22 protein-coding genes, 1 pseudogene and 1 riboswitch are annotated in these 23,849 nt (G+C 73.7%); of the genes and pseudogenes, 17 read left to right on the forward strand and 6 right to left on the reverse strand.

Annotated features, from left to right (window positions below; translation table 11 throughout):
* Window positions 1–39: 39 nt before the first annotated feature.
* The 5 genes and pseudogenes from HS045_RS19130 to HS045_RS35535 all read left to right on the forward strand — a co-directional run.
* On the forward strand, window positions 40–612 hold the full coding sequence (locus tag HS045_RS19130) for an IS607 family transposase (protein ID WP_196452466.1): 573 nt from the start codon (window positions 40–42) through the stop codon (window positions 610–612).
* Entirely contained in the window at window positions 609–1,541 is a 933-nt protein-coding gene (locus HS045_RS19135; protein ID WP_307827588.1) for a transposase, read from the forward strand. The genes HS045_RS19130 and HS045_RS19135 overlap by 4 nt, the downstream gene beginning before the upstream one ends.
* The gene (locus HS045_RS19140) at window positions 1,468–2,397 is read left to right on the forward strand and encodes an IS630 family transposase (RefSeq protein ID WP_307827589.1); all 930 of its coding nucleotides are present in this window, start codon (window positions 1,468–1,470) and stop codon (window positions 2,395–2,397) included. The genes HS045_RS19135 and HS045_RS19140 overlap by 74 nt, the downstream gene beginning before the upstream one ends.
* Entirely contained in the window at window positions 2,291–2,953 is a 663-nt protein-coding gene (locus HS045_RS19145) for a transposase (protein WP_230884473.1), read from the forward strand. Before HS045_RS19140 ends, HS045_RS19145 begins: the two co-directional genes overlap by 107 nt.
* Before the next feature lie 412 nt (window positions 2,954–3,365).
* Window positions 3,366–3,620: pseudogene (locus HS045_RS35535) on the forward strand (histidine kinase); the annotation flags it as partial.
* A 507-nt stretch (window positions 3,621–4,127) separates the two neighbouring features.
* Here the strand turns inward: HS045_RS35535 and HS045_RS19150 are convergent.
* Together HS045_RS19150 and HS045_RS19155 are read right to left on the reverse strand one after the other, a co-directional pair.
* Window positions 4,128–4,415: an Lrp/AsnC family transcriptional regulator gene (locus HS045_RS19150; RefSeq protein WP_196452876.1), complete on the reverse strand. Its 288-nt coding sequence runs from the start codon at window positions 4,413–4,415 to the stop codon at window positions 4,128–4,130.
* Window positions 4,416–4,459: 44 nt separating this feature from the next.
* The gene (locus tag HS045_RS19155; protein ID WP_374191387.1) at window positions 4,460–6,388 is read right to left on the reverse strand and encodes a DEDD exonuclease domain-containing protein; all 1,929 of its coding nucleotides are present in this window, start codon (window positions 6,386–6,388) and stop codon (window positions 4,460–4,462) included.
* Between the two features lie 154 nt (window positions 6,389–6,542).
* On the opposite strand from HS045_RS19155, the gene HS045_RS19160 reads away from it, so the two are divergent.
* The 4 genes from HS045_RS19160 to HS045_RS19175 all read left to right on the forward strand — a co-directional run bounded on the left by HS045_RS19160 (window position 6,543) and on the right by HS045_RS19175 (window position 11,110).
* Window positions 6,543–7,802 carry a histidine kinase gene (locus HS045_RS19160; RefSeq protein ID WP_307827591.1) on the forward strand — a complete coding sequence of 420 codons (1,260 nt, stop codon included), beginning with the start codon at window positions 6,543–6,545 and terminating at the stop codon, window positions 7,800–7,802.
* Between the two features lie 62 nt (window positions 7,803–7,864).
* Entirely contained in the window at window positions 7,865–8,518 is a 654-nt protein-coding gene (locus tag HS045_RS19165; protein WP_196452877.1) for a response regulator transcription factor, read from the forward strand.
* A 135-nt stretch (window positions 8,519–8,653) separates the two neighbouring features.
* Window positions 8,654–9,976, forward strand: a complete 1,323-nt coding sequence (locus HS045_RS19170) for an NYN domain-containing protein (protein ID WP_196452668.1) — start codon at window positions 8,654–8,656, stop codon at window positions 9,974–9,976.
* A 174-nt stretch (window positions 9,977–10,150) separates the two neighbouring features.
* The gene (locus tag HS045_RS19175; RefSeq protein WP_307827592.1) at window positions 10,151–11,110 is read left to right on the forward strand and encodes an NlpC/P60 family protein; all 960 of its coding nucleotides are present in this window, start codon (window positions 10,151–10,153) and stop codon (window positions 11,108–11,110) included.
* Between the two features lie 151 nt (window positions 11,111–11,261).
* Here the strand turns inward: HS045_RS19175 and HS045_RS19180 are convergent, their stop codons facing one another.
* From HS045_RS19180 to HS045_RS19190, 3 genes are all read right to left on the reverse strand, one after another.
* Window positions 11,262–12,374, reverse strand: a complete 1,113-nt coding sequence (locus tag HS045_RS19180; protein ID WP_196452670.1) for a HAMP domain-containing sensor histidine kinase — start codon at window positions 12,372–12,374, stop codon at window positions 11,262–11,264.
* Window positions 12,367–13,086 carry a response regulator transcription factor gene (locus HS045_RS19185; RefSeq protein ID WP_196452671.1) on the reverse strand — a complete coding sequence of 240 codons (720 nt, stop codon included), beginning with the start codon at window positions 13,084–13,086 and terminating at the stop codon, window positions 12,367–12,369. The genes HS045_RS19180 and HS045_RS19185 overlap by 8 nt, the downstream gene beginning before the upstream one ends.
* Before the next feature lie 69 nt (window positions 13,087–13,155).
* Window positions 13,156–13,971: a VanZ family protein gene (locus HS045_RS19190; RefSeq protein WP_196452672.1), complete on the reverse strand. Its 816-nt coding sequence runs from the start codon at window positions 13,969–13,971 to the stop codon at window positions 13,156–13,158.
* Between the two features lie 462 nt (window positions 13,972–14,433).
* Window positions 14,434–14,592: riboswitch (cyclic di-AMP (ydaO/yuaA leader) on the forward strand.
* Between the two features lie 109 nt (window positions 14,593–14,701).
* Here HS045_RS19190 and HS045_RS19195 point away from each other — a divergent pair.
* From HS045_RS19195 to HS045_RS19210, 4 genes are all read left to right on the forward strand, one after another.
* Window positions 14,702–15,208, forward strand: coding sequence for a C40 family peptidase (locus tag HS045_RS19195; protein ID WP_196452673.1), 507 nt, complete (start codon window positions 14,702–14,704; stop codon window positions 15,206–15,208).
* A gap of 279 nt (window positions 15,209–15,487) precedes the next feature.
* On the forward strand, window positions 15,488–16,267 hold the full coding sequence (locus tag HS045_RS35900) for a hypothetical protein (protein WP_196452674.1): 780 nt from the start codon (window positions 15,488–15,490) through the stop codon (window positions 16,265–16,267).
* A complete protein-coding gene (locus tag HS045_RS19205; protein ID WP_196452675.1) occupies window positions 16,264–17,556 on the forward strand; it encodes a M48 family metallopeptidase in 1,293 nt (430 codons plus the stop codon). The genes HS045_RS35900 and HS045_RS19205 overlap by 4 nt, the downstream gene beginning before the upstream one ends.
* Window positions 17,553–18,689, forward strand: a complete 1,137-nt coding sequence (locus HS045_RS19210) for a glycosyltransferase family 4 protein (RefSeq protein ID WP_196452676.1) — start codon at window positions 17,553–17,555, stop codon at window positions 18,687–18,689. Before HS045_RS19205 ends, HS045_RS19210 begins: the two co-directional genes overlap by 4 nt.
* A gap of 104 nt (window positions 18,690–18,793) precedes the next feature.
* On the opposite strand, the gene HS045_RS19215 is transcribed toward HS045_RS19210, so the two are convergent.
* A complete protein-coding gene (locus HS045_RS19215) occupies window positions 18,794–20,608 on the reverse strand; it encodes a long-chain fatty acid--CoA ligase (RefSeq protein ID WP_196452677.1) in 1,815 nt (604 codons plus the stop codon).
* A 231-nt stretch (window positions 20,609–20,839) separates the two neighbouring features.
* On the opposite strand from HS045_RS19215, the gene HS045_RS19220 reads away from it, so the two are divergent.
* Genes HS045_RS19220 through HS045_RS19235 form a run of 4 tightly spaced genes read left to right on the forward strand, consistent with a single transcriptional unit; the run spans window position 20,840 to window position 23,845 of the window.
* Entirely contained in the window at window positions 20,840–21,607 is a 768-nt protein-coding gene (locus HS045_RS19220) for a metallophosphoesterase (protein WP_196452678.1), read from the forward strand.
* Window positions 21,608–21,655: 48 nt separating this feature from the next.
* Window positions 21,656–22,093, forward strand: coding sequence for an SRPBCC family protein (locus HS045_RS19225; RefSeq protein WP_196452679.1), 438 nt, complete (start codon window positions 21,656–21,658; stop codon window positions 22,091–22,093).
* Window positions 22,090–23,259: an ArsA family ATPase gene (locus HS045_RS19230; RefSeq protein ID WP_196452680.1), complete on the forward strand. Its 1,170-nt coding sequence runs from the start codon at window positions 22,090–22,092 to the stop codon at window positions 23,257–23,259. Before HS045_RS19225 ends, HS045_RS19230 begins: the two co-directional genes overlap by 4 nt.
* The gene (locus HS045_RS19235) at window positions 23,252–23,845 is read left to right on the forward strand and encodes a DUF5304 family protein (protein ID WP_196452681.1); all 594 of its coding nucleotides are present in this window, start codon (window positions 23,252–23,254) and stop codon (window positions 23,843–23,845) included. Before HS045_RS19230 ends, HS045_RS19235 begins: the two co-directional genes overlap by 8 nt.
* Window positions 23,846–23,849: the final 4 nt, after the last annotated feature.

Consider the following 23,849-nt stretch of genomic DNA (forward strand, 5'->3'; position numbering starts at 1 on the left):
ATCATCAGTGTTCATCAGCTTTAATCTGAGATCAAAGGCGTGAAGCTTTCGGAATGGGCGCGGCGGAACGGCGTGCACTACCAGACCGCCTGGCAGTGGGCGCGAGACGGAAAGATGCCCGTCCCGGTCGTCAAAACCGCCACCGGCCGATACCTCGTACTCGAACAGCACACCACCACCGCCGAAGGACGGACGGTGGCGTACTGCCGGGTCTCCAGCGCCGACCAGAAGACCGACCTGGAGCGACAGGCCGGACGAGTCGTCGCCGCAGCCACCGGCATGGGACTGGCCATCGCCGACGTGGTGAGCGAGGTCGGCTCCGGCCTGAACAGCAGACGGCCGAAACTGGCCCGGCTGCTGCGCGACCCGCAGGTCACCACGATCGTGGTCGAGCACCGTGACCGGCTGACCCGGTTCGGGATCGAGCACCTGACCGCCGCGCTGGAAGCGACCGGGCGGCGCATCGTCGTCATCGACGACACCGAAGTCGACGACGACCTCGTGCGGGACATGACCGAGATCCTCACCTCGTTCTGCGCCCGCCTGTACGGCCGCCGCTCGGCTTCCCGCCGGGCCAAGGCCGCACTCCGAGCCGCAGGCGAGACCGCGTGAGCGACCGTCAGGGCTTCCGGATCGAGCTGGATCCCACCCCCGCCCAGCGTGCCCGCCTGGGGCGGCACGCCGGGCTGTCGCGGGTGGTGGAGAACTTCTGCCTGGAAAAGGTCCGCGCCGCTCTCGACCAGCGGGAAGCGGAGAAGACCTACGGCGTGGACGAAAAAGACCTGACCCCGGTGCCGTGGTCGGCTCCCGCGCTGGAGCGGGCCTGGCGTGCCGAACACTGGCGGCGCTTCCCCTGGTTCACCGCTGACGGCCTGTCCTCGCGGATACCAAAGGAGGCGTGCCGGGTCCGGGCCGCCGCCTTCAAGAACTTCTTCGACTCCCGCGCAGGCAGGCGCAAAGGCCGCAAGGTCGGATTCCCCGCGTGGCGCAAGCGCAAGCACGGATCGAGGTTCCGCTACGACGCCGACCGCGCCCGCCCGGCCGGGCAACGGGCGGTGAAGCTGCCGGGTATCGGCACCGTGCGTACCCGCGAGGCCATGACGTGGCTGACCGACCGGCTCGACGACGAGCGGGCGCGCGTCATCGGGGCCACGATCCGTGAGATCGCGGGCCGGTGGTGGATCTCCTTCCAGGTGGAGATCGACCGCACCGACGTCAACGCCCGCCGTACCGTTGCCGCCGACGCGCCCGCGTGCGGCATCGACGTCGGTGTCAAAACCTTCGCCACCATCGTGGACGACGACGGTACTGAGCCGATCGTAAGTTCTGGTACTTGGCCGGGGGCGGCGGGAGATCGGATCCCGGCGGGGGCATGCTGGAAGTATGGCCAGGAAAGGTCGCAGAGCGACGTTCGAGGAGAAGGTCTTCGCCCTCCGGCTGTTGAAGCAGGGAATGTCACCGGATCGGGTGGCCGACGCGCTGGACGTGGGTCGCGAATCGGTGTTCCGGTGGAAACGCCAGGCGCGGACGGGCGGCACTGAGGCGCTGCGGATCAAGAAGGCGCCGGGTCGGCCGCGGAAGCTGAGGCCCGGCCAGGAACAGAGCGTCCAGGCGGTGGTGCGCGATGCCACGCCCCGCCAGGTGCTGGGCACGGCGGTGGTGCTGTGGACACGGGCACTGGTGGCGATGGTGATCGCGGCCTGGTTCGGCATCGGGATGTCGGTGGCGGCGGCCGGGCGACTGCTGCACGATCTGGGCCTGTCGGTGCAGCGTCCGGTCTACCGGTCGCCGCGGCGTGATGAGGCGGCCGTCACTTCCTGGGTGAGCACACTCTTCCCGCGGGTCCGCCGCAACGCGCAGCGGCGCGGGGCGGTGGTGCTGTTCGCTGATGAGATGAGCATGCGCGTCGATCACCGTTCGGGCACGACCTGGGGGTTGGTCGGGCGGACCCCGATCGTGCAGGCGGGGGCGGGCCGCCGGTCGGTGAAGATGTTCTCGGCCATCGGCGTCGATGGCACCCTGCGTTATCGGTTGGCGCACGGGTCAATGGATCGGTGGGCGTTCCTGGGTTTCTGCGCGCAGTTGCTGCGCACCATCCGTCGGCCGATCGTCCTGATCGTCGACGGCTCCTCCATCCACACCGCCCGAGCGGTGCGCGATTTCGTCGCGCGGACCGGCGGTCGGCTGCGGCTGTTCTTCCTGCCGGCGTACGCGCCGGATCTCAACCCCGATGAGTGGGTCAATCAGAACGTCAAGGCCCGGGCGGCTCGTGAGGCGGTGGCCGATGAGCATGAACTGGCCGCGGCTATGCATTCCAGCCTGCGCCGGCTGCAAAAGTGCCCGGGCATCGTCCGGGCCTTCTTCGCCGACCCGCATCTGTCCTACATCAGGCCGTAGCGCTGATAGTCCCAGAACTTACGATCAGCTCAGTACCGTCACCGAGATCCACGCTCCCAAGCCACTCAAGAACGCGCTGCGCAAGCTCCGCAGGGCGAACAAGGCGCTGGCCCGCACGCAGAAAGGCTCGAAGAACCGGGCCAAGGCCGCCCGCCGCGTCGGGCGGATCCACCTGGACGTCGCTCACCAGCGGGCGGACTTCCTGCACAAGACCACGACGATGCTCGCGAGATCCAAGCAGGCCATCGCCGTGGAAACCCTGAACGTCGCCGGGATGGTCACCAACCGGCGGCTGTCGCGGGCGATCTCCGATCTCGGATTCGGGGAGTTCTTCCGCCAGCTCGCCTACAAGACGGACTGGTACGGCTCGACCGTGTGGGCGGCCGGTCGCTGGTTCCCCTCGTCGAAACTGTGCGGCGGGTGCGGGGCGGTCAACGCCGGGCTGACCTTGGCTGACCGGGTGTGGACGTGCGAGTGCGGCACCGTTCACGATCGGGACGTCAACGCGGCACGCAATCTGCTCGTCGCGATGGCGCTGGAGCAACAGGCCGCGTAAGCCTGTGTCGCCGGGCAGTTCCCCGGAGACGCTAAACGCCTGTGGAGGCGACGTAAGACCAGGTTCCGGCCTGGCAGACGCCAGCGAATCAGGAATGAGAATCACTGAGATTCTCCGAACGGCTTCGCGTCCGCGGCGGGGACGCGGCGGACGGCGGGGGCGCCGCCGTCCCGGCGGGAGGATCCTCCCCTCGGGGGAGGACGGAGCGTCCGCCTGCGAGGGGACGCGGGCGCTCCGGCGGGAGCCGTACATTGCCCGGCATGCTCCTTGCGGATCTGCCGATCTCCGTCTCCCCGCGGTCCGGGCCCGGGACCCCCGCGTTCCGGGGGGCCCGGTGAACGGGGCCCCGTCGCTGCCCCTGGTGATCGTCCTGGTCGCGGCGGCGGCGTGGCTGGTGCACGACCGGCGGCGCATGGCCGGGCGGCTCCGGGACGCGCAGGCCGAGCGGGCCGGGCAGCGCGACGCGCTGGCCCGCGCCGTCCTGACGCGGGAGCGGGCGCGCATCGCCCGCGAGCTGCACGACGTGGTCGCCCACGGGATCAGCGTGATGACGCTCGGCGTCGGCGCGGGGCGGATGATCATGGACAGGGATCCGGCCCGGGCCCGGGAGACGCTCCGGGCGGCCGAGGAGTCCGGACGCCAGGCGCTCACCGAACTGCAGCGGGTGCTGGGACTGCTGGGCGACGGGGGCCCCGGGGACGGCGGAAGCCCTGGACGCCCCGGGGGCGGGGCGCGGATCCGGGCGCCCCAGCCCCGGCTGGCGGACCTCGCCGACCTGCTGGCCCGGGTGCGCGCCGAGGGGCTCGCGGTGGACGTGGTCCAGGACGGCAGACCCGTCGAGGTGGGCCCGGCCCTGGAGCTGTCGGCCTACCGGATCGTCCAGGAGGCGCTGGGCGACACGCTGCGGCGCACCGGGGTCCGGTCGGCCTGTGTCACGCTGCGCTGGCGACCGGGCTTCCTGGACGTCCTGGTCCGTGACGACGGGCGGGCCGGGCCCGCGGCGGGCGCGGGGCCGGCCACGGGGGATGCGGGAGCGGCCCCGGTCGGGATCAGGGAGCGCGTCACGCTGTTCGGCGGGACGCTGGAGACCGTGTCCCTGCGGGAGGGCGGGTCCGAGCTGCGGGCCCGGCTGCCCACGGCGGACGCCCGGCGGCCCGCCCACTCCGGGCCGCGGTCAGTCCGCCTCGTTGAGGCCGATGGAGAAGGCGGCTTCGAGGTCGTGCCGGGAGTAGGCGCGGAAGGCGATGTGCGTCTCGGTGTGCAGCACCCCGTCCACCTTGTTGATACGGCCGGGAACGACCTCGGCGATCTGCTCGTAGGTCGCGACGCGGACCATGACCAGCAGGTCGTATTCGCCGGTGATGGAGTAGACCTCGCTCACCCCGTCGATCTCGGCGATCGTCTGGGCGACCTCGGGGATCCGGTCCACCTCGGCGTTGATGTGCACGATCGCGGTGACCACGAGCTTCCTCCTCGTTGAGTACGGCTTGTCTGGTGCCGAAGTTATCAGCGCGGCGGTGGGCCCTCACGCCGCCGGTGCGCTTCCCCCGCTCCCGGCTCGGCCCGGTAGGCCCGCTCGATCCGCGCCATCAGGCGGGCCGAGCCCGTGACCGGCAGGCTCCAGCCGATGCCCGCGCCGTCCGCCGTCCCGGCCCCGCGACCGCCCGTCCCGGCCCCGCCCTGCCCGTCCGCCGTCCCGGCCCCGCCCTGCCCGTCCGCCGTCCCGGCCCCGGCGCCTCCCGCGGCGTGCTCCCCGGCCTCCCCGGCCTCCGCCGGGGCTCCGGCCTCGCCGTCGATCCGGACCAGCCGCACGCCCGGCCCCTCCAGCCAGCGCAGCACGCACTCGGTCTCCTCCGCACCGGCCGCGGGGGTGGGCCCGGGGCCGGGCACGACGGTCTCGGCGGTGGCCGTCAGCGCGTCCACGAACGGCGCGGGGTGGGCGCCCGCGGGCATCACCCCGGCCGAGACCAGACGGCCGTACCGGACGACGTGGATCTCCCAGCCGCCGCCCGCGGCGGGGGCGGCCGCGACCAGCTGCGGGATCGAGGTCAGCGACCGGAGCCGCTGCATGCGGGCCGAGACGCGGATGTAGGCGGCGAGCCGGTCGCGGTCGGCGGCGGCCTCCTCGTAGCGCTCCTCCAGGGCCAGCCGGGCCATCCTCGCCTCGACCGCGGCGAAGACGGGGGTGGCGTCCACCTCCATGGCCCGGCGGGCGGCCGCGGCGTGCAGGCCGTACTCCTCGGGGCTCTGGCGGCCCTCGCACGGCGCGCCGCACCTGCCGATCCCGGCCAGCGCGCACGCGGGGCGGCCCTTGCGCGGGGAGATCCGCTCGGTGCACCGGCGCAGCGGCACCGCCTCGTACAGCGCGGCGCGGGCGTCGTCGGCGGCGCGGACGCCGGAGAACGGGCCCAGGTAGGCGGCCCCGTCGTCCTTGACCTCGCGGACGATCGACAGGCGGGGGAAGGGCTCGTCGGTGAGCTTGAGCCAGACGACCTTCTCCGGGAAGCGGGACCTGCGGTTGTAGCGGGGTTTGGCCGCGCCGATCAGCCGCAGCTCCCGCACCTCGGCCTCCAGCGGGGTGGCGCAGACGATCGGCCGGACCCGTGCGGCGATGCCGACCATCTCGCGGATCCGGGGGCGGGTCTCGCTCGCCGTGAAGTAGCTCCGCACCCGGGTGCGCAGGTCGACGCTCTTGCCGACGTAGAGCGCGTCGCCGCGCTCGTCCTCGAAGACGTAGACGCCCGGCGCGGAGGGGACCGCCTCGGCCAGGTGCCGTTTGCGGCGCTGCTCCGGTGTGGGCGCGCGGGTGAAGGCCTTCAGCTCCTCCAGGGTGTGCACGCCGAAGGAGCCCGCCCGCTCGATGAGCGCGTGCAGCACGTCCACCGTGGCGCGGGCGTCGGAGAGGGCGCGGTGGCAGGGTTCGGTCGAGCTGAAGAGCCGGGCCAGGGTGGCCAGCTTGCAGTTGGGCGCCTCGTCGCGGGTCAGCAGCCGGCGGGCGAGGGTGACGGTGTCGACGACGGGATGGACGGGCGGAGGGTATCCGTGGGCGGCGCAGGCGGCCTTGACGAAGCCGACGTCGAAGCCCGCGTTGTGCGCCACGAGGGTGGAGCCCGCGGCGAACTCCAGGAAGGAGGGGAGCACGGACTCGATCCGGGGGGCCTGCGCGACCATGGCGTCGGTGATGCCGGTCAGCACCGCGATGAACGGCGGGATCGGCGTCCCGGGGTCGACCAGGGTGGCGAACTCGCCCAGCACCTGCCCGCCCCGGACCTTGACGGCGCCGATCTCGGTGATCGCGTGCTCGCCCGCCGAGACGCCCGTGGTCTCCAGGTCGAAGACCACGAAGGTGATCTGGCTGAGCGGGGTGCCCAGCTCGTCCAGTGTTCCCTGCACGGCATGTTCCACGGTCCCGACCCTAGGAGCCCCCACCGACATTCGGCACCGGCGGTTCCGGTCGGAGAACGGCTCCGGCCCGGCGCGAAAGCGGTCGGAGAACGGCTCCGGCCCGGCGGGGAAGCGGCCGGAAACGGATATGACATCGACTTTGGTCGATTCCGGAAGACCTCTTTCGGCTCTAATATCACGACATGTGACTGAGCATGCGCTGGCGTACCGGTGGCTGCTGCCCGCGACCCTGCAGGACGTCCCGCGGGGGAGGCGGACGGCGGTCCGGCGCTCGACCCGCGACTGGATCGTGGACATCACGATCTTCCTGCTCTCCGCAGGGCTGGGCCTGATCGCGGCGGAGGAGGTGCACGGCATGGTCGGCGCCGCCGAACCGGTGCGCGCGGTCGACCAGGTGGTGGGCGCGCTCGCGTGCGCCGCGGTGTGGCTGCGCCGGCGCTGGCCGGTGGGGCTCGCCCTCGTGCTCGCCGTCGTCTCGGTCGTCTCCAACATGGCGAGCGTGCCCACGCTGGTGGCGCTGTTCACGGTGGTGGTGCACCGGCCGTTCCGCAGCATGGCGCTGGTGGCGGGGGTGAACCTGCTGACGGTCCCGGTCTACCTGGAGCTGTGGCCCGACCCCACGCTGCCCTACGCGGTGGAGGCGCTGCTGGCGGTGCTGCTCCTGCTGGTCGTGGTGGGGTGGGGGATGTTCGTGCGGGCGCGCCGGCAGCTCGTGCTCTCCCTGCGCGGCCGGGCGGAGCGGGCCGAGGTGGAGGCGGCCTCCCAGGTGGCACGGGCCAGGAGGCTGGAGCGCGAGCGGATCGCCCGGGAGATGCACGACGTGCTCGCCCACCGGCTCTCCCTGCTCAGCGTGCACGCGGGCGCGCTGGAGTACCGGCCGGACATGCCGTCGCAGGACGTGGCCAGGGCGGCGGAGGTGATCCGCTCGGGCGCGCACCAGGCGCTGCAGGACCTGCGCGAGGTCATCGGCGTGCTCCGGCTCGGCTCCGGCGATCCGGAGGACGGCGACGGCGCCGGGAGGGCCGGGGACGCCGCGTCCGACCTGCCGGACCGGCCCCAGCCGACCCTGGCGGATGTGGCGGGCCTGGTGGAGGAGTCCCGGCTGGCGGGTGCGGAGGTGGTGTTCGACCTGCGGGTCGGCGACCCGTCCCGGGCTCCGGCGAGGCTCGGCCGCAACGCCTACCGGATCGTGCAGGAAGGGCTGACCAACGCGCGCAAGCACGCCGCCGCCGCGCCGGTCGAGCTCACCGTGGCGGGCGGGCCGGGCGAGGGGCTCACCGTCGAGGTCGGCAATCCCGTGACGGGGGGCCGGTCCATGCCGGGCAGCGGCACCGGGCTGATCGGGCTCACCGAGCGGGCCGAGCTGATGGGCGGACGCCTGGAGTACGGCATGGCGCCCGGTGACCGCTTCCGGCTCAGCGCGTGGCTGCCGTGGCCGCAGTGAACGGCGCGGGCGGTGCGGGCGCTCCGGAGGGCGGAGCGACCGGGGGGCGGGCGCACCGCCCGGTGATCCGGGTGCTGATCGTGGACGACGACGCCCTCGTCCGGGCGGGGCTCGCGATGATCCTCGGCGGCGCCGGGGACATCGCCGTCGTGGGGGAGGCCGCGGACGGGGACGAGGTGCCGGGCCTGGTGGCCCGCCACCGGCCCGACGTGGTGCTGATGGACATCCGGATGCCCCGGGTGGACGGCCTGGCCGCGACCGAGCGGCTGCGCGCCGCCGCTCCGGCGCCCGAGGTGGTCGTCCTGACCACCTTCCACGCCGACGCCCAGGTGCTGCGGGCGCTGCGGGCCGGGGCGGCCGGGTTCCTGCTCAAGGACATCCCGCCGGCCGACCTGGTGACCGCGATCCGCCGGGTCGCGGCGGGCGAGCCCATCCTCTCGCCCGCGGTGACCCGCCAGCTCATCGCGCACGTCGCCGACGACGGCGCCCGGGCGCGCCGCGAGCGGGCGCGGGGACTGCTGTCCGGGCTCAGCGACCGCGAGCGGGAGGTCGCGCTCGCGGTCGGCCGCGGGAGGTCGAACGCGGAGATCGCCGCCGAGCTGTACATGAGCGTGGCGACGGTCAAGGCCCACGTCTCCCGGATCCTGGCCAAGCTCGGACTGAACAACCGGGTCCAGATCGCGTTGACCGTCCAGGACGCCGGGCACCCCGGTTGACCGGTTCCCGCCGCGCCGGGGGCGGCCGGTTCTCCGGCGCGTCCCCGGCGCGGCGGGGGCGACGGTCGCCGTGTCGGGGACGCGGTGGGAGGGTCGTACCCTTGACGGATAGACCGATCCGAGTAGGGGCCGTTGATGAGTTCAGCCGGAGAGGGCCTGTCTCGTCCGCTGCCCGAGCAGGTCCGTTCACACGTGGTGGATCTGGCGTCCCAGGCTCTGGGCTCCATGCCCGCCGCCGCGGTGCCGCCGCCGCTGCGCAACATCGCCAGGTTCGAGCCGCGCAAGCGGGCCAGGCTGGGCGGCACGCCGATCGCGGCGCAGCTGGAGACGGACAAGGAGTTCCGGGAGGCCGTGGCCGAGGTCCTGGCCGCGGGCCTGCCCGAGCTGGTCGCCGGTCTGGCGGAGGGCACCGTCCCCCCGGCCGCCGAGCCCGTCCTGGTCGCCGCCGCGGCCTACCTGACCCGGCCGCCCGGCTGGGTGGAGATGGTGGAGGCCGCCCGCGCCGACCTGGAGCGGTCGGCGGTCGCGGCGGAGGGCTCCGCGCAGGAGCAGGCGCTCACCCGGCTGCGCGAGCAGCTGGCCGCGCAGAAGACCGCCGCCAGGGAGGAGTCCGAACGGCTGCGCGAGCAGCTCAAGGCCGCCCGCGCGGAGGTCTCCGACCTGCGCCACAGGCTGCACGCCGCCCGTGAGCGGGCCAAGGCGGCCGAGGCGCACGCCGCGGCGATGGAGGAGGCCGCGCAGGAGGCCCGGGCCGCCGCCGCGTCGGCGGGCAGCGCGGGGGAGAGCGAGCTGCGCCGCCTGCGGGAGCGCCTGGCCGACTCCGAGCGGCAGCTGGAGGCCGCACGCCGGGCCGCCCGCGAGGGCCGGAGCGAGGAGGACACCAAGGTCCGCGTGCTGCTCGACGCGCTCGCGGACGCCGCGGCCGGACTGCGCAGGGAGCTGGCGCTGCCCTCGGGCATCAACCGGCCGGCCGACTCCGTCTCCTCGGTCGCCCCCGGCAGGCCGGGGGTCCGGGCGGTGCCCGCCCGGGCGCTGGCCGACGACGATCCCGCCCTGCTCGACCAGTTGCTCGCGCTGCCGCAGATCCATCTGATCGTGGACGGCTACAACGTGACCAAGACCGGCTACGGCACCCTCACCCTGGCCGACCAGCGCAACCGCCTGCTCACCGGGCTCGGCGCGCTGTACGCGCAGACCCGGACCGAGCTGACGTGCGTCTTCGACGGCGCCGAACTGGACGGGCCGGTCCCGGTGTCGGCTCCGCGAGGGGTCCGGGTGCTGTTCAGCGCGCCGGGGCAGATCGCCGACGACCTGATCCGCCAGCTGGTCCGCGCCGAGCCCGTCGGGCGGGCGCTCGCGGTGGTCTCCTCCGACCGCGAGGTGGCCGACTCGGTCCGCCGGATGGGGGCGCGGCCGGTGCCCGCCGCACTGCTGCTGAAGCGCCTCGGACGCGGCTGAGCGCCTCTCCCGCGATCTGCGCGCGGGGCCGCCTCCCGTGAGGGGGAGGCGGAGAAGCAGGGGAAAAGGTGAGCTGGACCTTACTGATTCTGTACTATTCGCCCCAGGTCTTTACGGCGGGAGGGCGTAGTAGTGGCCGTGGCGGGTATGCCGAAGTTTTATGGGCGGTTGCCCGTGGCGGCCGGACTGGCTCTCGCGGCTTTCCTGCTGCCGGCGTTGCCGGCCGGCGACGCGCTGGCCGAGCCGAAACCGACGATCGCCGAGGCCAAGAAGAAGCTGGAGAAGCTGAACGACCAGGCCGACAAGATCGTTGAGAAGTACAACCAGGCCGGCGAGAAGTGGAAGAAGGCCCGCGCCCGCTACCGGACGCTCAACGGCGCTCTGGAGAAGCAGAACGCGAAGGTCGCCGGTCTGCGCCGGGAACTGGTCACGATGGCCGTCAGCAGCTACCAGGTGGGCACGGTGACCGGCTGGGAGGGCCTGGTCACCCAGGCCGACCCGGGCGCCCTGCTGAGCGGCATGGCCGCGGTGGACCAGATGTCGGCCCTGCGCGCCCAGTCCCTCACCGCCTTCGAGGAGGCCACCGAGACGCTGCGGACCGACCGGGACAAGGCCAAGGCCGCGCTGGCCGAAGCCGACGGGTACCGCGACGAACTGGCCAAGGAGAAGGCCAAGGCCGACAAGATGGTCAAGGCCCAGGTCAAGCTCCTGCGCGAGCTCGGCGCCTACCGGGCGGGCAACCCGGACAGCCCCGGCATCACCTACACCGGCCCGGCCTCGGGCAGCGCCCGCGAGGCGCTCGAGTTCGCCTTCGCCCAGGTCGGCAAGCCGTACCAGTACGGTGGCACGGGACCGGGCGGCTGGGACTGCTCCGGTCTGGTCCAGGCCGCCTGGCGGGCCGGCGGCGTCAGCCTGCCCCGGACGACCTGGGAGCAGTGGAGCTGGGGTGCGGGCCGCCGGGTCTCCCTGGACGACCTCCAGCCCGGAGACCTCATCTTCAGCGAGGGGCTGGGGCACGTGAGCCTGTTCGCCGGCGGCGGCCAGATCGTCCACGCGCCGCAGACCGGTGACGTCGTGAAGGTCGTCGACCTGTCGTCGTACGGCCGCCGCCTGGTGGGCGCGGTCCGTCCCTGACGCGGCCTCCTCCCGTACGGCCTCCTCCTGGATCCTCCTCCGGCGGGGGACTCCCGTGCGCCCGCTCCGGCGTCGTCCGGCGCCGGCCCGGACGAGGCGTCGCCAGGAGACGACGCGGGAGACGACGCGGGAGACGACGCGGGGGCGGCGCCTACGGCGTGCCGGGGAGCCGCACGGTGGCGAGGAGGCCCCCGCCGGGGCGGGGGACGAGGTCGAGGGTCCCGTCGTGGGCGCGGACGATGCTGTGCACGATGGCCAGGCCGAGCCCGACGCCGGAGTGCTCGTCGGTGCGCACGCGTTCCGTTCCGCGCCGGAAGGGTTCGGTGAGGGTCGGCACCAGTTCCGGCGGGAGCCGGCGGCCCGTGTTCTCGACCCGCAGCACGCTCGCGCCGTCGTGCGCCTCGGTGTGGACGGTCACGGTGCCGCCGGCGGGGAGGTTGTGGACGATGGCGTTCTGGACGAGGTTCGTCACGATCCGCAGCAGGAGTTCGGGGGAACCGCCGGTCCGGGCCGCCCCGCCGGTGACCTCCAGGACGATCCGGCGCCGTTCGGCGAGGGGGAGCAGCGTTTCGGCGGCCTCTTCGGCGATGAGGGAGAGGTCGACGCTCTCGCGGGGGAAGCCGCCGCGGTCGCCCCGGCTGAGCAGCAGGAGGGCCTCGGTGAGGTCGATCGCGCGCCGGTTGACGGTGCGCAGGCGTTCGATGAGTTCGTCCCGGTCCTGGGCGGGGTCCTGGCGGGCGACGTCGAGGAGCGTCCGCGAGATCGCCAGCGGGGTGCGCAGTTCGTGGGCGGCGTTCGCGGCGAACCTCTGCTGCTCGGCGACGTGGGATTCGAGCCGTTCGAGCATCGAGTCGAACGCGTCGGAGAGTTCCCGGAACTCGTCCCGGCGGCCCTTCATGCGGATCCGGTGGGACAGGGAGCCGTTCTCGGTCATCCGGGCCGCATCCGTGATCCGGGTGAGCGGTGCGAGCATCCGCCCGGCGAGGACCCACCCGCCCAGCAGGCCGAACACCAGCAGAAAGACCAGGGCCTGGGCCGCGCGGGGCAGGAAGGCGCGCTGGAGGTCGGTGCGGTTGGGCATGAACCGCGGGGGCGGCGCCCCGGGCAGGGCGGCCCCCGGCCCGGCCGTGAGCGCACCGTCGGGCACGTAGCGCAGCAGGAACACCCACACCACGGCGAGCAGGAGGGCGCCGGCGAGCAGGAGGAACCCGGCGTAGCTGACGGTGAGTCTCAGCCGGGCGCTGGGACCCGGGCGCCTATCCACGGGCGCCGCCGGAGCGGGCGGTGCCGGCCCTGGTCCCGGTCCCGGTGCCGGGACCGGTGTCGATGCGGTAGCCGACGCCGGGCACCGTGGCGATGAGCCACGGTTCGCCGAGTCGTTTGCGCAGCGCGGAGACGGTGATGCGGACGGCGTTGGTGAAGGGGTCGGCGCCGGCGTCCCAGGCCCGCTCGAGTAGTTCCTCGGCGCTGACGACACCGCCCTCGGCGGCGACGAGGACGTCGAGCACGGCGAACTGCTTGCGGGTGAGCGCGACGTAGCGCCCGTCCCGGAAGACCTCCCGGCGGAAGGGGTCCAGCCGCAGGCCCGCGATCTCGCTGACCGGAGGGCGGGCGTGCGCGCGTCTGCGGTCGAGTGCCCTCAGCCGCAGGACGAGCTCTCGGAGGTCGAACGGTTTGGTGAGGTAGTCGTCGGCGCCGAGCCCGAACCCGGAGGCCTTGTCGTCGATCCGGTCGGCGGCGGTGAGCATGAGGATCGGGATGCCGCTGCCGGAGGCGACGATCCACCGGGCGATCTCGTCGCCGGAGGGACCGGGGACGTCGCGGTCGAGGACCGCGAGGTCGTAGGAGTTGACGCTGAGCAGTTCCAGGGCGGTGTCGCCGTCGCCGGCGATGTCGGCGGCGATCGCCTCCAGCCGCAGACCGTCACGGACGGCTTCGGCCAGGTAGGGCTCGTCCTCCACGATCAGTACGCGCATCTGCTGAAGCCTAGGCGGCGCGGTGTATCGCCGAGGTATGCGAAACCGCGTGCCCACCGGACCCGCGACTCAGTCCGCCGGTGCGGACGCCGGATCCGCGGTTCGGCCCGCCGGTGCCGGTGCGGACGCCGGATCCGCGGTTCGGTCGGCGGGCGTGGGCGTGGGCGTGGGCGCGGGCGCGGGCGCCGGCGTGGGCGCGGGGCGAGGCCGGTCCGACGGCGCCTCCGCCGGGGTACGCCACCAGCGGCGGGACGCCAGCGCGGCCAGCGCCGCGCCGACGGCGTTGACCAGCACGTCGTCCACGGAGGACACCCGGTCCAGCCGCAGGACGTACTGCGCCGTCTCGACCAGGGCCGAGCAGCCTGCCCCGAGCGCCAGGATCCGCGGCAGGGACGCCAGCGCCGCGGACCGCAGCGGAGCGAAGAACCCCAGCGCCGCGAAGATCAGCAGGTTGCCGCCGATGCCGAGCGGCCCCATCGTGAGCAGGTCACGCAGCGGGAGCAGGCTCAGCCGGCCGGGGACGACGCCGGCCCCCGGGCCGGGCATCAGGGTGATCCATACGAACGGGGCCGTCCCGTAGACCATGCCCACCTCGGCCAGCGAGGTCCGCCACGCCGATGCGCCGCCGTCGGCGGCACGCCGCCGGCGCGCCAGAGCCCACGCCACCAGAGCGGCCGCCGGCAGCCCGGCCAGCATCATGAACAGCACGCCGTTCTCCGTGTCGCCGCAGCCGTGCCACCGGCCGGCCATGCAGCTCGGAGCGGCCATCAGGAGCGGCCGCCGCGCGGCGAACACCGCGCCCGCCAGGCCGAGGGCCACGAGGCCGGCGAGCACGATCCCGCGCGTGCGGCGGGACGGCGCCGATGGGGATGCACTCTGATCCATCCCCCCATTGAAGACGGAGGGCCGTTGCGGCGACGTATGCGATTTCGGATACGTCCGCGATACACGGGGTCCCCGGTCCGGCTCCGGCGGGATCCGGGCGTGCCGCCGCCCCGCGTCCCGGGTCCGCCGGTCCCGGGTCGGCGAGGCCCGTTCCCGCGGGCTCTTCCCTGGGCGATCAAGATCATTACCTGTGTGACGGGAGTTACGGAAGTGACAACGTTCAGGCAGCGGATCTCCAAATGTGACGAGGGTCATATCGCGGTGGTGGACGCGCCGTTATCCAGCGGTTATGAAAAGAGGGAAGAAGCTCCCCGATCTTCGAACGGGGCAGCGTCTTTGCCGAAGTTTGGGGATCGGGGTACCTTCTGGCGTCGCGACGAGCAAGCCATGCCGTCGCAGTGCATCGGCCTCTCAGGCTGTGTCCGGAAAAACAATCCAAGCGGTCACGCGAAGCACCGACACCGTTGTGACCTGCCGAATCCATGCAGCCATGAGGCATGGAACCGGGGACCCAAAGGCATGATCCCATTGCCAGGGGTGAATCGGCACGCCGTTGTGCCGTAGGGCGCCTTCCCTGCCCGAATCCGTCAGCTAACCCGGTAGGCATCAGTGGAAGCCCCAAGGAGAAATCCTGTCTACCACCCTGCAGAACTCCTGTTCGTCGCGTTTTTTTCGCCTTTCCGTAGGCGGTTTCGCGCTCACTCTGACCGCGTCGGCCGGCGTGGTCGGAATGGACTCCGCCCCGGCGCGGGCGGCGACGAACGGCGCGACCGCGGTACGGGCCGGATCCGTCACGCTCGCCCAGGCGGGCGCTGCCCCGGCCACCAGGACGACGGCCAAGGCGGCCACCGCGCTGAGCAAGGCCGCGCGGCAGCGGGCGAGGGCGGCGAAGGCCGTCTCGGCGGCCAGGCGGAAGGTCGGCGCCCCCTACCGCTGGGGCGGGACCGGTCCCGGCGCGTTCGACTGCTCCGGCCTCGCGCAGTACTCGTGGCGCAAGGCGGGGGTGCGGCTCCCGCGGATCTCGCACAGTCAGTACCGCGCGGTCCGCAAGAAGGTCTCGTGGCGCGGACTGCGCCCCGGTGACCTGCTCTTCTTCTACGGCAAAGGCCACGTCGGCATCTACGTCGGCAAGGGGAGGATGGTGCACGCGCCGAGCAGCGGCAGGACGGTCCGGGTCGTGAAGCTGAAGGGCTACTACCGGTCCGCCTTCGCCGGAGCGGTCCGCCCCGGCGGCTGACCGGTCCGCCTCGGCGGCTGGCCGGTCGGCCTCGGCGGCTGGCCGGTCGGCCTCGGCGGCTGGCCGGTCGGCCTCGGCGGCTGGCCGGTCGGCCTCGGCGGCTGGCCGGTCGGCCTCGGCGGTGGGCGGGCCGCCGGAGGCGCCGGCGCACGCGGCTCCGCTCGTCCCCGGCGACACGCGGCCCTGCCCGTCCCGGAAGGGCGTCCCGGGACGGGCGGGGCCGCTTCCCCGTCCGGTGGATGCGGATCCGCCGGCGCGGGTCACGTAGCATCGACGGATATGTCCGTCCCCCAGGGGCGCCGCGCCGTACTCGCCGGGATGCTGGCGCTGGCCGGCGGCGGTCTGGCCGCGTCCGCGCCGCTTGCGGCCGTTCCGTGGCCCGGGGCCGTCGTGGTCAGGCGCGAGGGGGCCGTCGTCGTCGGGGACCGCGCCGTGGCCGGGCTGCTGGCGGATCTCGCCGTCCGGGCCGCCCGCGCCCGCCGCCGGATCGCGGCGATCTGGGGCCCCGTCCGCCCGGTGGTCCTGTTCCCGGAGACCGACGCGCGGGCCGCGGCGCTCGCGGGCGCCTCCGGGGTCGCGGCCACGCGCGGGCTGGCGGCGCTGGCCACCGCGGACCGGGTGGTCGTCCTGCCGGGCGGCTACGCGCGGCTCAGCGAGGTCGGCCGGGACGTGGTCCTCACCCACGAACTCGTCCACGTGGCCACCGGCGCGACCCGGGGCGGCCGGGTGCCGATGTGGCTGTCGGAGGGGTTCGCCGACTACGTCGGCTACGCGGGGACGGGCCTGGAGGTCCGCCGGATCGCCGCGGAGCTGGCGCGGGAGGTGCGGGCGGGCGCGCTGCCGGAAGGGCTGCCGGGCCCGGCCGACTTCGCCCCCGGCGGGGCCCGGCTCCCGCAGGCCTACGAGGAGGCCTGGCTCGCCTGCCGCTACGTCGCCGGGCGTTTCGGCGAGCGGGCCCTCGTGAGGCTCTACGGTAGCGATGTCGAGACCACGCTCGGCCTGACCGCGGCGGAGTTCACCGCGGGCTGGCGCGACCACCTCCGGAGGGAACTCGCATGACGTCGAGCACGGCGCGGGCGCCCGGCGCCCGTTCCGGAAGCCCGCGGGCGGCGGGATGGGCGCTGGCCGCCCTCGGCGCGCTCACCCTGGCGGTCGTGGCGCTCAGCACGCCGTGGCGGGTGCTGCCGGCGGAGGCTCCGCGGGTGGAGCCGGACCCGGCCCGTGACTTCACCGCCGGGCAGATCGCCCGGTCCCAGGCGTTCGACGCCGCGGTCGGCCCGCCCGCCCACCTGTCGCTGGGCCTGACCCTGGTGGCGGCCGGGCTGCTGGTGGCCACCCCGCTGGGCGCGCGGCTGCTGGAGCGGCTGCCGGGGGGACGGTGGTGGCTGCGGGTGCTGCTCGGGGTGCTGGCCGTCTCGGCGGTCGTGGAGCTCGCGCGCTGGCCGCTCGGGATGTGGCAGGAGGTCCACCTGCGGGACTTCGGCCTGTCCACCCAGGACTGGCCGTCGTGGACCGCCGACCGGCTCAAGGGCATCGGCGTCAGGACCGCGCTGACGTCGGCGATGGCGCTCGCCGTCGTCGGGCTGGCCCGGCGCTTCGCCCGCTGGTGGATCCCCGCGGCACTGGGCGCCTTCACCCTGACCGTGGCCGTCTCCTTCGCCTATCCGGTGCTGGTGGAGCCGGTCTTCAACGACTTCGCGCCGATGTCCGCCGGGCCGCTCCGCGACGACCTGCTCGCCCTGGCCGAGCGCGACGGCGTGCCGGTCGAGGACGTGCTCGTCGCCGACGCCTCCCGCCGGACCACCGCCCTCAACGCCTACGTCTCCGGGTTCGGCGTGACCCGCAGGATCGTGGTCTACGACACGCTGCTGCGCGCCCCGGCCGACGAGGTCGAGCTGGTCGTGGCGCACGAGCTGGGCCACGCCGCCGCCGACGACGTGCTGTACGGCACGCTGGTCGGTGCCCTGGGCGCGGCCTGCGGGGCGTGCCTGCTGTACCTCGTGGCCGGGTCGGGTCCGGTGCGCCGGCGCACCGGGATCGCCTCGCTCGCCGACCCGCGGGCCGCCGGCCTGGTCATGGGGCTGCTGAGCCTGGCCACCGTGCTCTCCGGGCCCGTGCAGAACCTGGTCAGCCGGCACGTCGAGGCTCGGGCCGACGCGCACGCGCTGAACCTGACGCGGGACCCGGCCACGTTCGCGGCCATGCAGAAGCGGCTGGCCGTAGCCAACATTTCTGATTTATCGCCGGATGTCGTTGAATATGTCATTTATGCTTCTCATCCCGCCATTCCCGAGCGGATCGCCATGGCGCGCTCCTGGGCCGCGCTGAACGGCCTGCCGGAACCGTGAAGCGCACGCTGATCGTCACCAACGACTTCCCGCCCCGCCCCGGCGGCATCCAGTCGTTCGTGCACGGGCTCGCCGCCCGGATGCCCGCGGGCTCGGTGGTCGTCTACGCCCCCCGCTGGGCCGGCTGCGAGGACTTCGACGCAGGCCGGCCGTACCCCGTCGTGCGCCACCCCACCTCGCTGATGCTCCCCGTCCCCCGGATCGCCCGCCGGGCCGCCGACCTGCTCGCCGCGCACAAGTGCGACACGGTGGTGTTCGGGGCCGCGGCCCCGCTCGGGCTGCTCGCGCCGGGACTCCGGGCGGCGGGGGCGGAGCGCGTCGTGATGCTGACCCACGGCCACGAGGCGTCCTGGACCCGCGTCCCGGGGGCCCGGCGGCTGCTGGCCGGGATCGGTGGGCACGCCGACGCGGTGACCTACCTGGGCGGCTACACCCGGCGGCTGCTCGCCGCGGTGATCCCGGAGGAGAAGCTGGTACGGCTCGCGCCGGGGGTGGACACCGGGGTGTTCTCCCCGGGCGCGGAGCCGCCCGCGGGAGGCGCCGCGCTCCGGTCGTGGTGCGCCGCCGGTCCGGTGGTGGTCTGCGTCTCCCGGCTGGTGCCGCGCAAGGGCCAGGACACGCTGCTGCGCGCCTGGCCCCGGGTGCTGCGGGCCGTGCCGGACGCCCGGCTGCTGCTGGTCGGGGGAGGGCCGTACCGGAGGAGCCTGGAGCGGCTGGCCGGCCGCCTGGGCCTGGGCGACGCGGTCCGGCTGACCGGGTCCGTGCCGGCCGAGGACCTGCCCGGGTACTTCGCGCTGGGGGACGTGTTCGCGATGCCGTGCCGGACCCGGCTGGGCGGCATCGACGTCGAGGGGCTCGGGATCGTCTACCTGGAGGCGTCGGCCAGCGGGCTGCCGGTGCTGGCGGGCTCCTCGGGCGGGGCGCCCGAGGCGGTGCTGCACGGGGAGACCGGCCTCGTCGTGGACGGCGGCTCGGCCGGGGCGGTGGCGGACGCGCTGGTGGAGCTGCTCGGCGATCCGGCCGGCGCCCGGGCGATGGGGGAGCGCGGGCGCGCGTGGGTCGGCCGCGAGTGGGGCTGGGAGCTGGTGGCGTCCCGGTTCGCCCGGATCCTGGACCCGGAGCGGGACGCCTGACGAACGCCGCCGGGCCCGGAGGCCCGGAACCGGGCCGGGCGAACCGGGCCGGGGCCGGGGCGCCGGAACCGGGCCCGTTCGGTCCTCCGGCCCCGCCGGGCCGCTCAGCCGTACAACTCCTCGACCTGCTTGGCGAAGTCGCGCATCACGATGTTGCGCTTGATCGACTGCTTCGGCGTGACGTGCCCGGTCTCCTCGCTGAGCTCGATGTCGAGGATCGTGAACTTCTTGATCTGCTCGGCCTTGGAGACCGACCGGTTGGCCTCGTCGACGGCCTTCTGCACCTCGGCGACGACCACCGGGTCGGCGCTGAGCTCGGCCAGCGTGGCCCCCTCCCTGCCGTGGGCGGCCTTCCAGGGCTCCAGCGCCTCGGGGTCGAGGGTGACGAGCGCGGCGACGAACGGCTTGCCGTCGCCGACCACCAGCGCCTGGCTGACCAGGGGGTGGGCGCGGATGCGGTCCTCCATCGGGGCCGGGGCGACGTTCTTGCCCGCGGCGGTGACGAGGATCTCCTTCTTGCGGCCGGTGATGCGCACGTAGCCCTCGGCGTCGAGCTCGCCGATGTCGCCGGTGTGGAACCAGCCGTCGGCGTCGATCGCCTCGGCGGTGGCCTCGTCGTTGTTCCAGTAGCCCTTGAAGACGTGCCGACCCTTGACGAGGATCTCGCCGTCGTCGCCGATGCCGATGGTGACGCCGGGGAACGGCTTGCCGACGGTGCCGATCTTGTTGGCGCCCCTCATGTTGACCGTGGAGGGCGCGGAGGTCTCGGTCAGGCCCCAGCCCTCCAGGACCTCGATGCCCACGCCGCGGAAGAAGTGGCCGAGCCGCTCGCCCAGGGCCGAGCCGCCGGAGATGGCGGCTGACAGGTTGCCGCCGGTGGCCGCGCGCAGCTTGCCGTAGACCAGCCTGTCGAACAGGGCGTGCTTGAGCCGCAGCCCGAGCCCGGCGCCGCCGGCGGACTCCGCCCGGCTCCACGCGATGGCCACGCCCGCCGCGGCGTGGAAGATCCTGGCCTTGCCCTCGGCGGTGGCCTTCTGCCCGGCGCCGTTGTAGACCTTCTCGAACACGCGCGGCACGCCGAGCAGGAACGTGGGCTTGAACGCCTGCAGGTCGGGAGCGACGTTCTTCATGTTCGGGGTGTGCCCCATGACCGTGCCGGTCTCGATGAGCACGAGCTGGATGATGCGGGCGAACACGTGCGCGAGCGGCAGGAAGAGCAGCGCGGAGCGGTCCTCCACGATGAACAGGTGCTCCAGCGGGCCGTGGGCGACGTTGCGCGCGGTGAACAGCAGGTTGTCGTGGGTCAGCCGGCAGCCCTTGGGCAGGCCGGTGGTGCCGGAGGTGTAGACGATCGTGGCCAGGTCGGCGATGCCGCGCCCGCTCCTGCGCTCCTGGACCGTCTCGTCGGAGATCCCGGCGCCGGCCGCGGTCAGCGCGGCGACGGCCCCGCCGCCCTCGCCGTCCCCGTCGCCCTCGATGCGCCAGACGTGCTCGAGCCCGTCGAGCTCGGGCAGGACCTCGCGGACGGTCTCCTCGTGGGACGCGAGCTCCACGAAGACCGCCTTGGCGCCGCTGTCGGAGACGATCCACTTCACCTGGTCGGCGGAGGAGGTCTCGTAGATCGGCACGCTGACCGCCCCGGCGGACCAGATCGCATAGTCGATCACGGTCCACTCGTAGCGGGTGCGCGACATCAGGGCCACCCGGTCGCCCGGCTCGACGCCCGCGGCGATCAGGCCCTTGGCCACGGCGACGACCTGGTCGCGGAACTCCCCGGCGGTGACGGCGATCCAGTCCTCGCCGACCTTCCGGCGCAGGGCGACGACGCCCGGTTCGCGCTCGGCGCGCTGGAACACCGTGTCGGTCAGGTTGGCGGAAGAGGGGACATCCACCAGCACGGGGACGCTGTACTCGCGCACGGGTCACTCCTGAATACGCACGGATCGGGATGGATTAACAGGAAGTTATCGCGATAGGTTACGCGTGGGTAGTTTCGTCACCCAGGCGTTACGAAGGGCGATTTCACGCTATCAGCGTCGTCGTGAGGGATCCGCTGATGCGACCGGCCGTCGAGACGTCGCATCCTATTTGTTACTTATGTCGTAATCGTGGCATCGGGGGCCGATCACGGGCTGGTTAGGATGTCCGGCATGCGGGTTCATGTCGTCAGCGATGTGCACGGAAGAGCCGACGCCCTGGCCCGTGCGGGGGACGGCGCCGACGCGCTGGTCTGCCTGGGGGACCTGATCCTCTTCGTCGACTACGACGACCACTCCCAGGGCATCTTCGCCGAGCTCTTCGGCGCGGAGCGGGCCGCCGAGTTCATCGCCCTGCGCACCGCCAAGCGGTTCGACGAGGCCCGCGCCCTGTCCGCAGGGCTCTGGGCGTCGCTGGACGGCGACCCGCGCGAGCACATCGAGCGCTCCGTGCGCCGCCAGTACGGCGAGATCTTCGCCGCGATGCCCGTTCCGGCCTACCTCACCCCCGGCAACGTGGACCTGCCGCGCTACTGGCCGGAGTACGCCCGTCCGGGCCACCGCGTGCTGGACGGGGAGACCGCCGAGATCGGCGGACTGCGGTTCGGCTTCGTCGGGGGCGGGCTGCGCACGCCGTACCGGACGCCGAACGAGATCGACGACGAGGAGTTCGCCCGCAAGGTCGAGGCGGTCGGCGCGGTGGACGTGCTCTGCTGCCACATCCCTCCGGCGGTCCCCGAGCTCCTCTACGACGTCGTCGCCCGCCGCTTCGAGCGGGGCAGCGAGGCGGTCCTGGAGGCGATCCGGCGGACCCGGCCGCGCTACGCCCTCTTCGGCCACGTGCACCAGCCCCTGGCGAGCCGGGTGCGGATCGGCCGGACCGAGTGCGTCAACGTGGGCCACTTCCGGGGCACCGGGACGCCCTTCGCGCTGGAGTGGTGAGATCGCCGGGCCGAAGCGGGCGCGGGGGAGCGGTAGTACGGTAACCCCATGGCTGATCGCACGACCTCGAGCATCACGATCGGCGCGGACCGGTCGACCATCATGACGGTGATCGCCGACTTCGGCGCCTACCCCGAGTGGGCGGGGCAGGTGAAGTCCGCGCAGGTCCTGTCCACCGGGCCGGACGGCCGCCCGGAGCGGGTCGGGTTCGTCCTGGACGCGGGCGTGATCAGCGACGAGTACTCCCTGGCCTACGCCTGGCACGGCGACGAGTCCGTCGACTGGACCGTCGCCGAGGGCGGGAAGATGGTCTCCGGCCTGACCGGCAGCTACCGCCTGGCCGAGGCGGCGGGCGGCACCGAGGTGACCTACGAGCTCGCCGTGGACCTCAAGGTCCCGATGATCGGCATGATCAAGCGGAAGGCGGAGAAGGTCATCATCGACACCGCCCTGAAGGGGCTGAAGAAGCGCGTCGAGAGCGCATGACGCGCATCCTGCTCTTCACGGGCAAGGGCGGGGTCGGCAAGACGACCGCGGCGGCGGCGACCGCCGTCCGCGCGGCCAGGTCCGGTCTGAAGACGCTGGTGGTCTCCACCGACACCGCGCACTCGCTGGCCGACGCGCTCGGGGTGACCGCCGCCGCCGAGCCCGCCGAGGTCGAGCCCTGCCTCTACCTGCACCAGGTCGACGCGCAGCGGTCGCTGGAGCGCCAGTGGGGCGAGCTGCGCGACTACGCCCGCGGGGTCTTCGCCGAGCTGGGCCTGGACGAGGTCACCGCCGAGGAGATCACCGTGCTGCCCGGCGCGGAGGAGGTCATCGCCCTGCTGGAGCTGCGCGAGCAGGCCGGGACCGGGAGCTGGGACGTGATCGTCGTCGACTGCGCCCCCACCGCCGAGACGCTCCGGCTGCTGGCCCTGCCCGAGGCCCTCGACTGGCACGTCAACCGGCTGCTCCCGGTCGGCCGGAGGCTGCTGCGCACGCTCTCCCCGCTGGTGCGCCGGGTGGCGATGGTCAGCGTCCCCGACGACCGCGTGGTCGGCGCGGGCGAGCGCCTGCACCGGGCGCTGATGGAGGTCCGCGCGCTGCTCACCGGCCCCGACGCCAGCGTCCGGCTGGTGCTCACCCCCGAGGCCGTGGTGCTCGCCGAGGCCCGCCGCACGCTCACCTCCCTCAGTCTGTACGGCTACCGCGTCGACGCGGCGGTCGCCAACCGCGTCTTCCCCTCCGAGGGGGCCGACCCGTGGCGGGAGCGGTGGGTGGCCGCCCAGAGCAGGCACCTGGCCGAGGTGGCGGAGTCCTTCGCGCCGCTGCCCGTGCACACCGTCCCCTATCTGGAGGCCGAGCCCGTCGGCCCGGACGCGCTGGCCCGCGTCGCCGAGGCCATGTACGGCGGGGCCGACCCCTTCGCCCCGCCCGCCGGGGAACCGCCGCTGCGGATCACCGCCGACGGCGAACTCGTCCTGGCCCTGCCGCTCGCCGACAAGGGCGCGGTGGACCTGGCGCGCAAGGGCGACGAACTGATCGTCACCGTGGGCCCCTACCGCAGGGTCCTGGCCCTGCCCGCGGCGCTGGCCCGCAGGAGCGTGCGGGACGCCGCGCTCTCGGACGGCCGTCTGCGGGTACGGTTCCAATCGGGAGGGCCAGATGACTGAGAACACCGGAAACACGAACACCCCGGACGACACGGACGCTCCGACCGGCCGGCACGACCGGAACGGCAGGGGCGGCGGAGGACCGGACCGCGGAACCGCGAGCCCCGGAGGCGCCGGGGGCACCGGGGGCACCGCCGGGGCGGAGCGCTCCGGCGCTCCCCGGAGCGGCGGGGGCGACCCGCTCGGAAGCGCGGCCGAGGAGGCGTTCAAGCTCTTCGACGCGCTCCAGCGCAAGGCCGCGCGGGAACTGCGCAAGAACCTGGTCAAGGGCACGATGACCGGGTTCGGCAGCGCGTTCTCCGGAGGCGGCCGGAGCGGCCGGGGCAGCCGGGACGTGTGGGAGGAGGCGGTCTCCGACCACGACGAGGAGTACGTCTGCCGTGCCTGCCCCGTCTGCCGTGCCATGGCGGCGCAGCGCGAGTCCGGCGGCCAGGTGGCCGACCACCTGGTGCAGGCCGGGTCCGAGCTCTTCGCCGCGTTCAGATCGGCCGTCGACGCGCTGAACAGGCCTTCGGCCTCGCAGCGGGCGCGGGAGCGGGAGGCGTCGCGGGAGGACACCCCCGTGGAGCACATCGACCTGGGGTGAGCCC

Origin of the sequence: Planomonospora sp. ID82291 (assembly GCF_015711645.1) — a bacterium.
In the GTDB taxonomy this organism is placed as follows: Bacteria; Actinomycetota; Actinomycetes; order Streptosporangiales; family Streptosporangiaceae; genus Planomonospora.

Bases quoted from the DNA above. Each gene is read 5' to 3' on its own strand.
- HS045_RS19145 (WP_230884473.1), top strand. From the start codon at position 2,291: ATGAACTGGCCGCGGCTATGCATTCCAGCCTGCGCCGGCTGCAAAAGT.
- HS045_RS19155 (WP_374191387.1), bottom strand. From the start codon at position 6,388: ATGTCGGTGGGGGCTCCTAGGGTCGGGACCGTGGAACATGCCGTGCAG.
- HS045_RS19170 (WP_196452668.1), top strand. From the start codon at position 8,654: ATGAGTTCAGCCGGAGAGGGCCTGTCTCGTCCGCTGCCCGAGCAGGTC.
- HS045_RS19185 (WP_196452671.1), bottom strand. From the start codon at position 13,086: ATGCGCGTACTGATCGTGGAGGACGAGCCCTACCTGGCCGAAGCCGTC.
- HS045_RS19190 (WP_196452672.1), bottom strand. From the start codon at position 13,971: ATGGATCAGAGTGCATCCCCATCGGCGCCGTCCCGCCGCACGCGCGGG.
- HS045_RS19195 (WP_196452673.1), top strand. From the start codon at position 14,702: ATGGACTCCGCCCCGGCGCGGGCGGCGACGAACGGCGCGACCGCGGTA.
- HS045_RS35900 (WP_196452674.1), top strand. From the start codon at position 15,488: ATGTCCGTCCCCCAGGGGCGCCGCGCCGTACTCGCCGGGATGCTGGCG.
- HS045_RS19205 (WP_196452675.1), top strand. From the start codon at position 16,264: ATGACGTCGAGCACGGCGCGGGCGCCCGGCGCCCGTTCCGGAAGCCCG.
- HS045_RS19220 (WP_196452678.1), top strand. From the start codon at position 20,840: ATGCGGGTTCATGTCGTCAGCGATGTGCACGGAAGAGCCGACGCCCTG.
- HS045_RS19225 (WP_196452679.1), top strand. From the start codon at position 21,656: ATGGCTGATCGCACGACCTCGAGCATCACGATCGGCGCGGACCGGTCG.
- HS045_RS19230 (WP_196452680.1), top strand. From the start codon at position 22,090: ATGACGCGCATCCTGCTCTTCACGGGCAAGGGCGGGGTCGGCAAGACG.
- HS045_RS19235 (WP_196452681.1), top strand. From the start codon at position 23,252: ATGACTGAGAACACCGGAAACACGAACACCCCGGACGACACGGACGCT.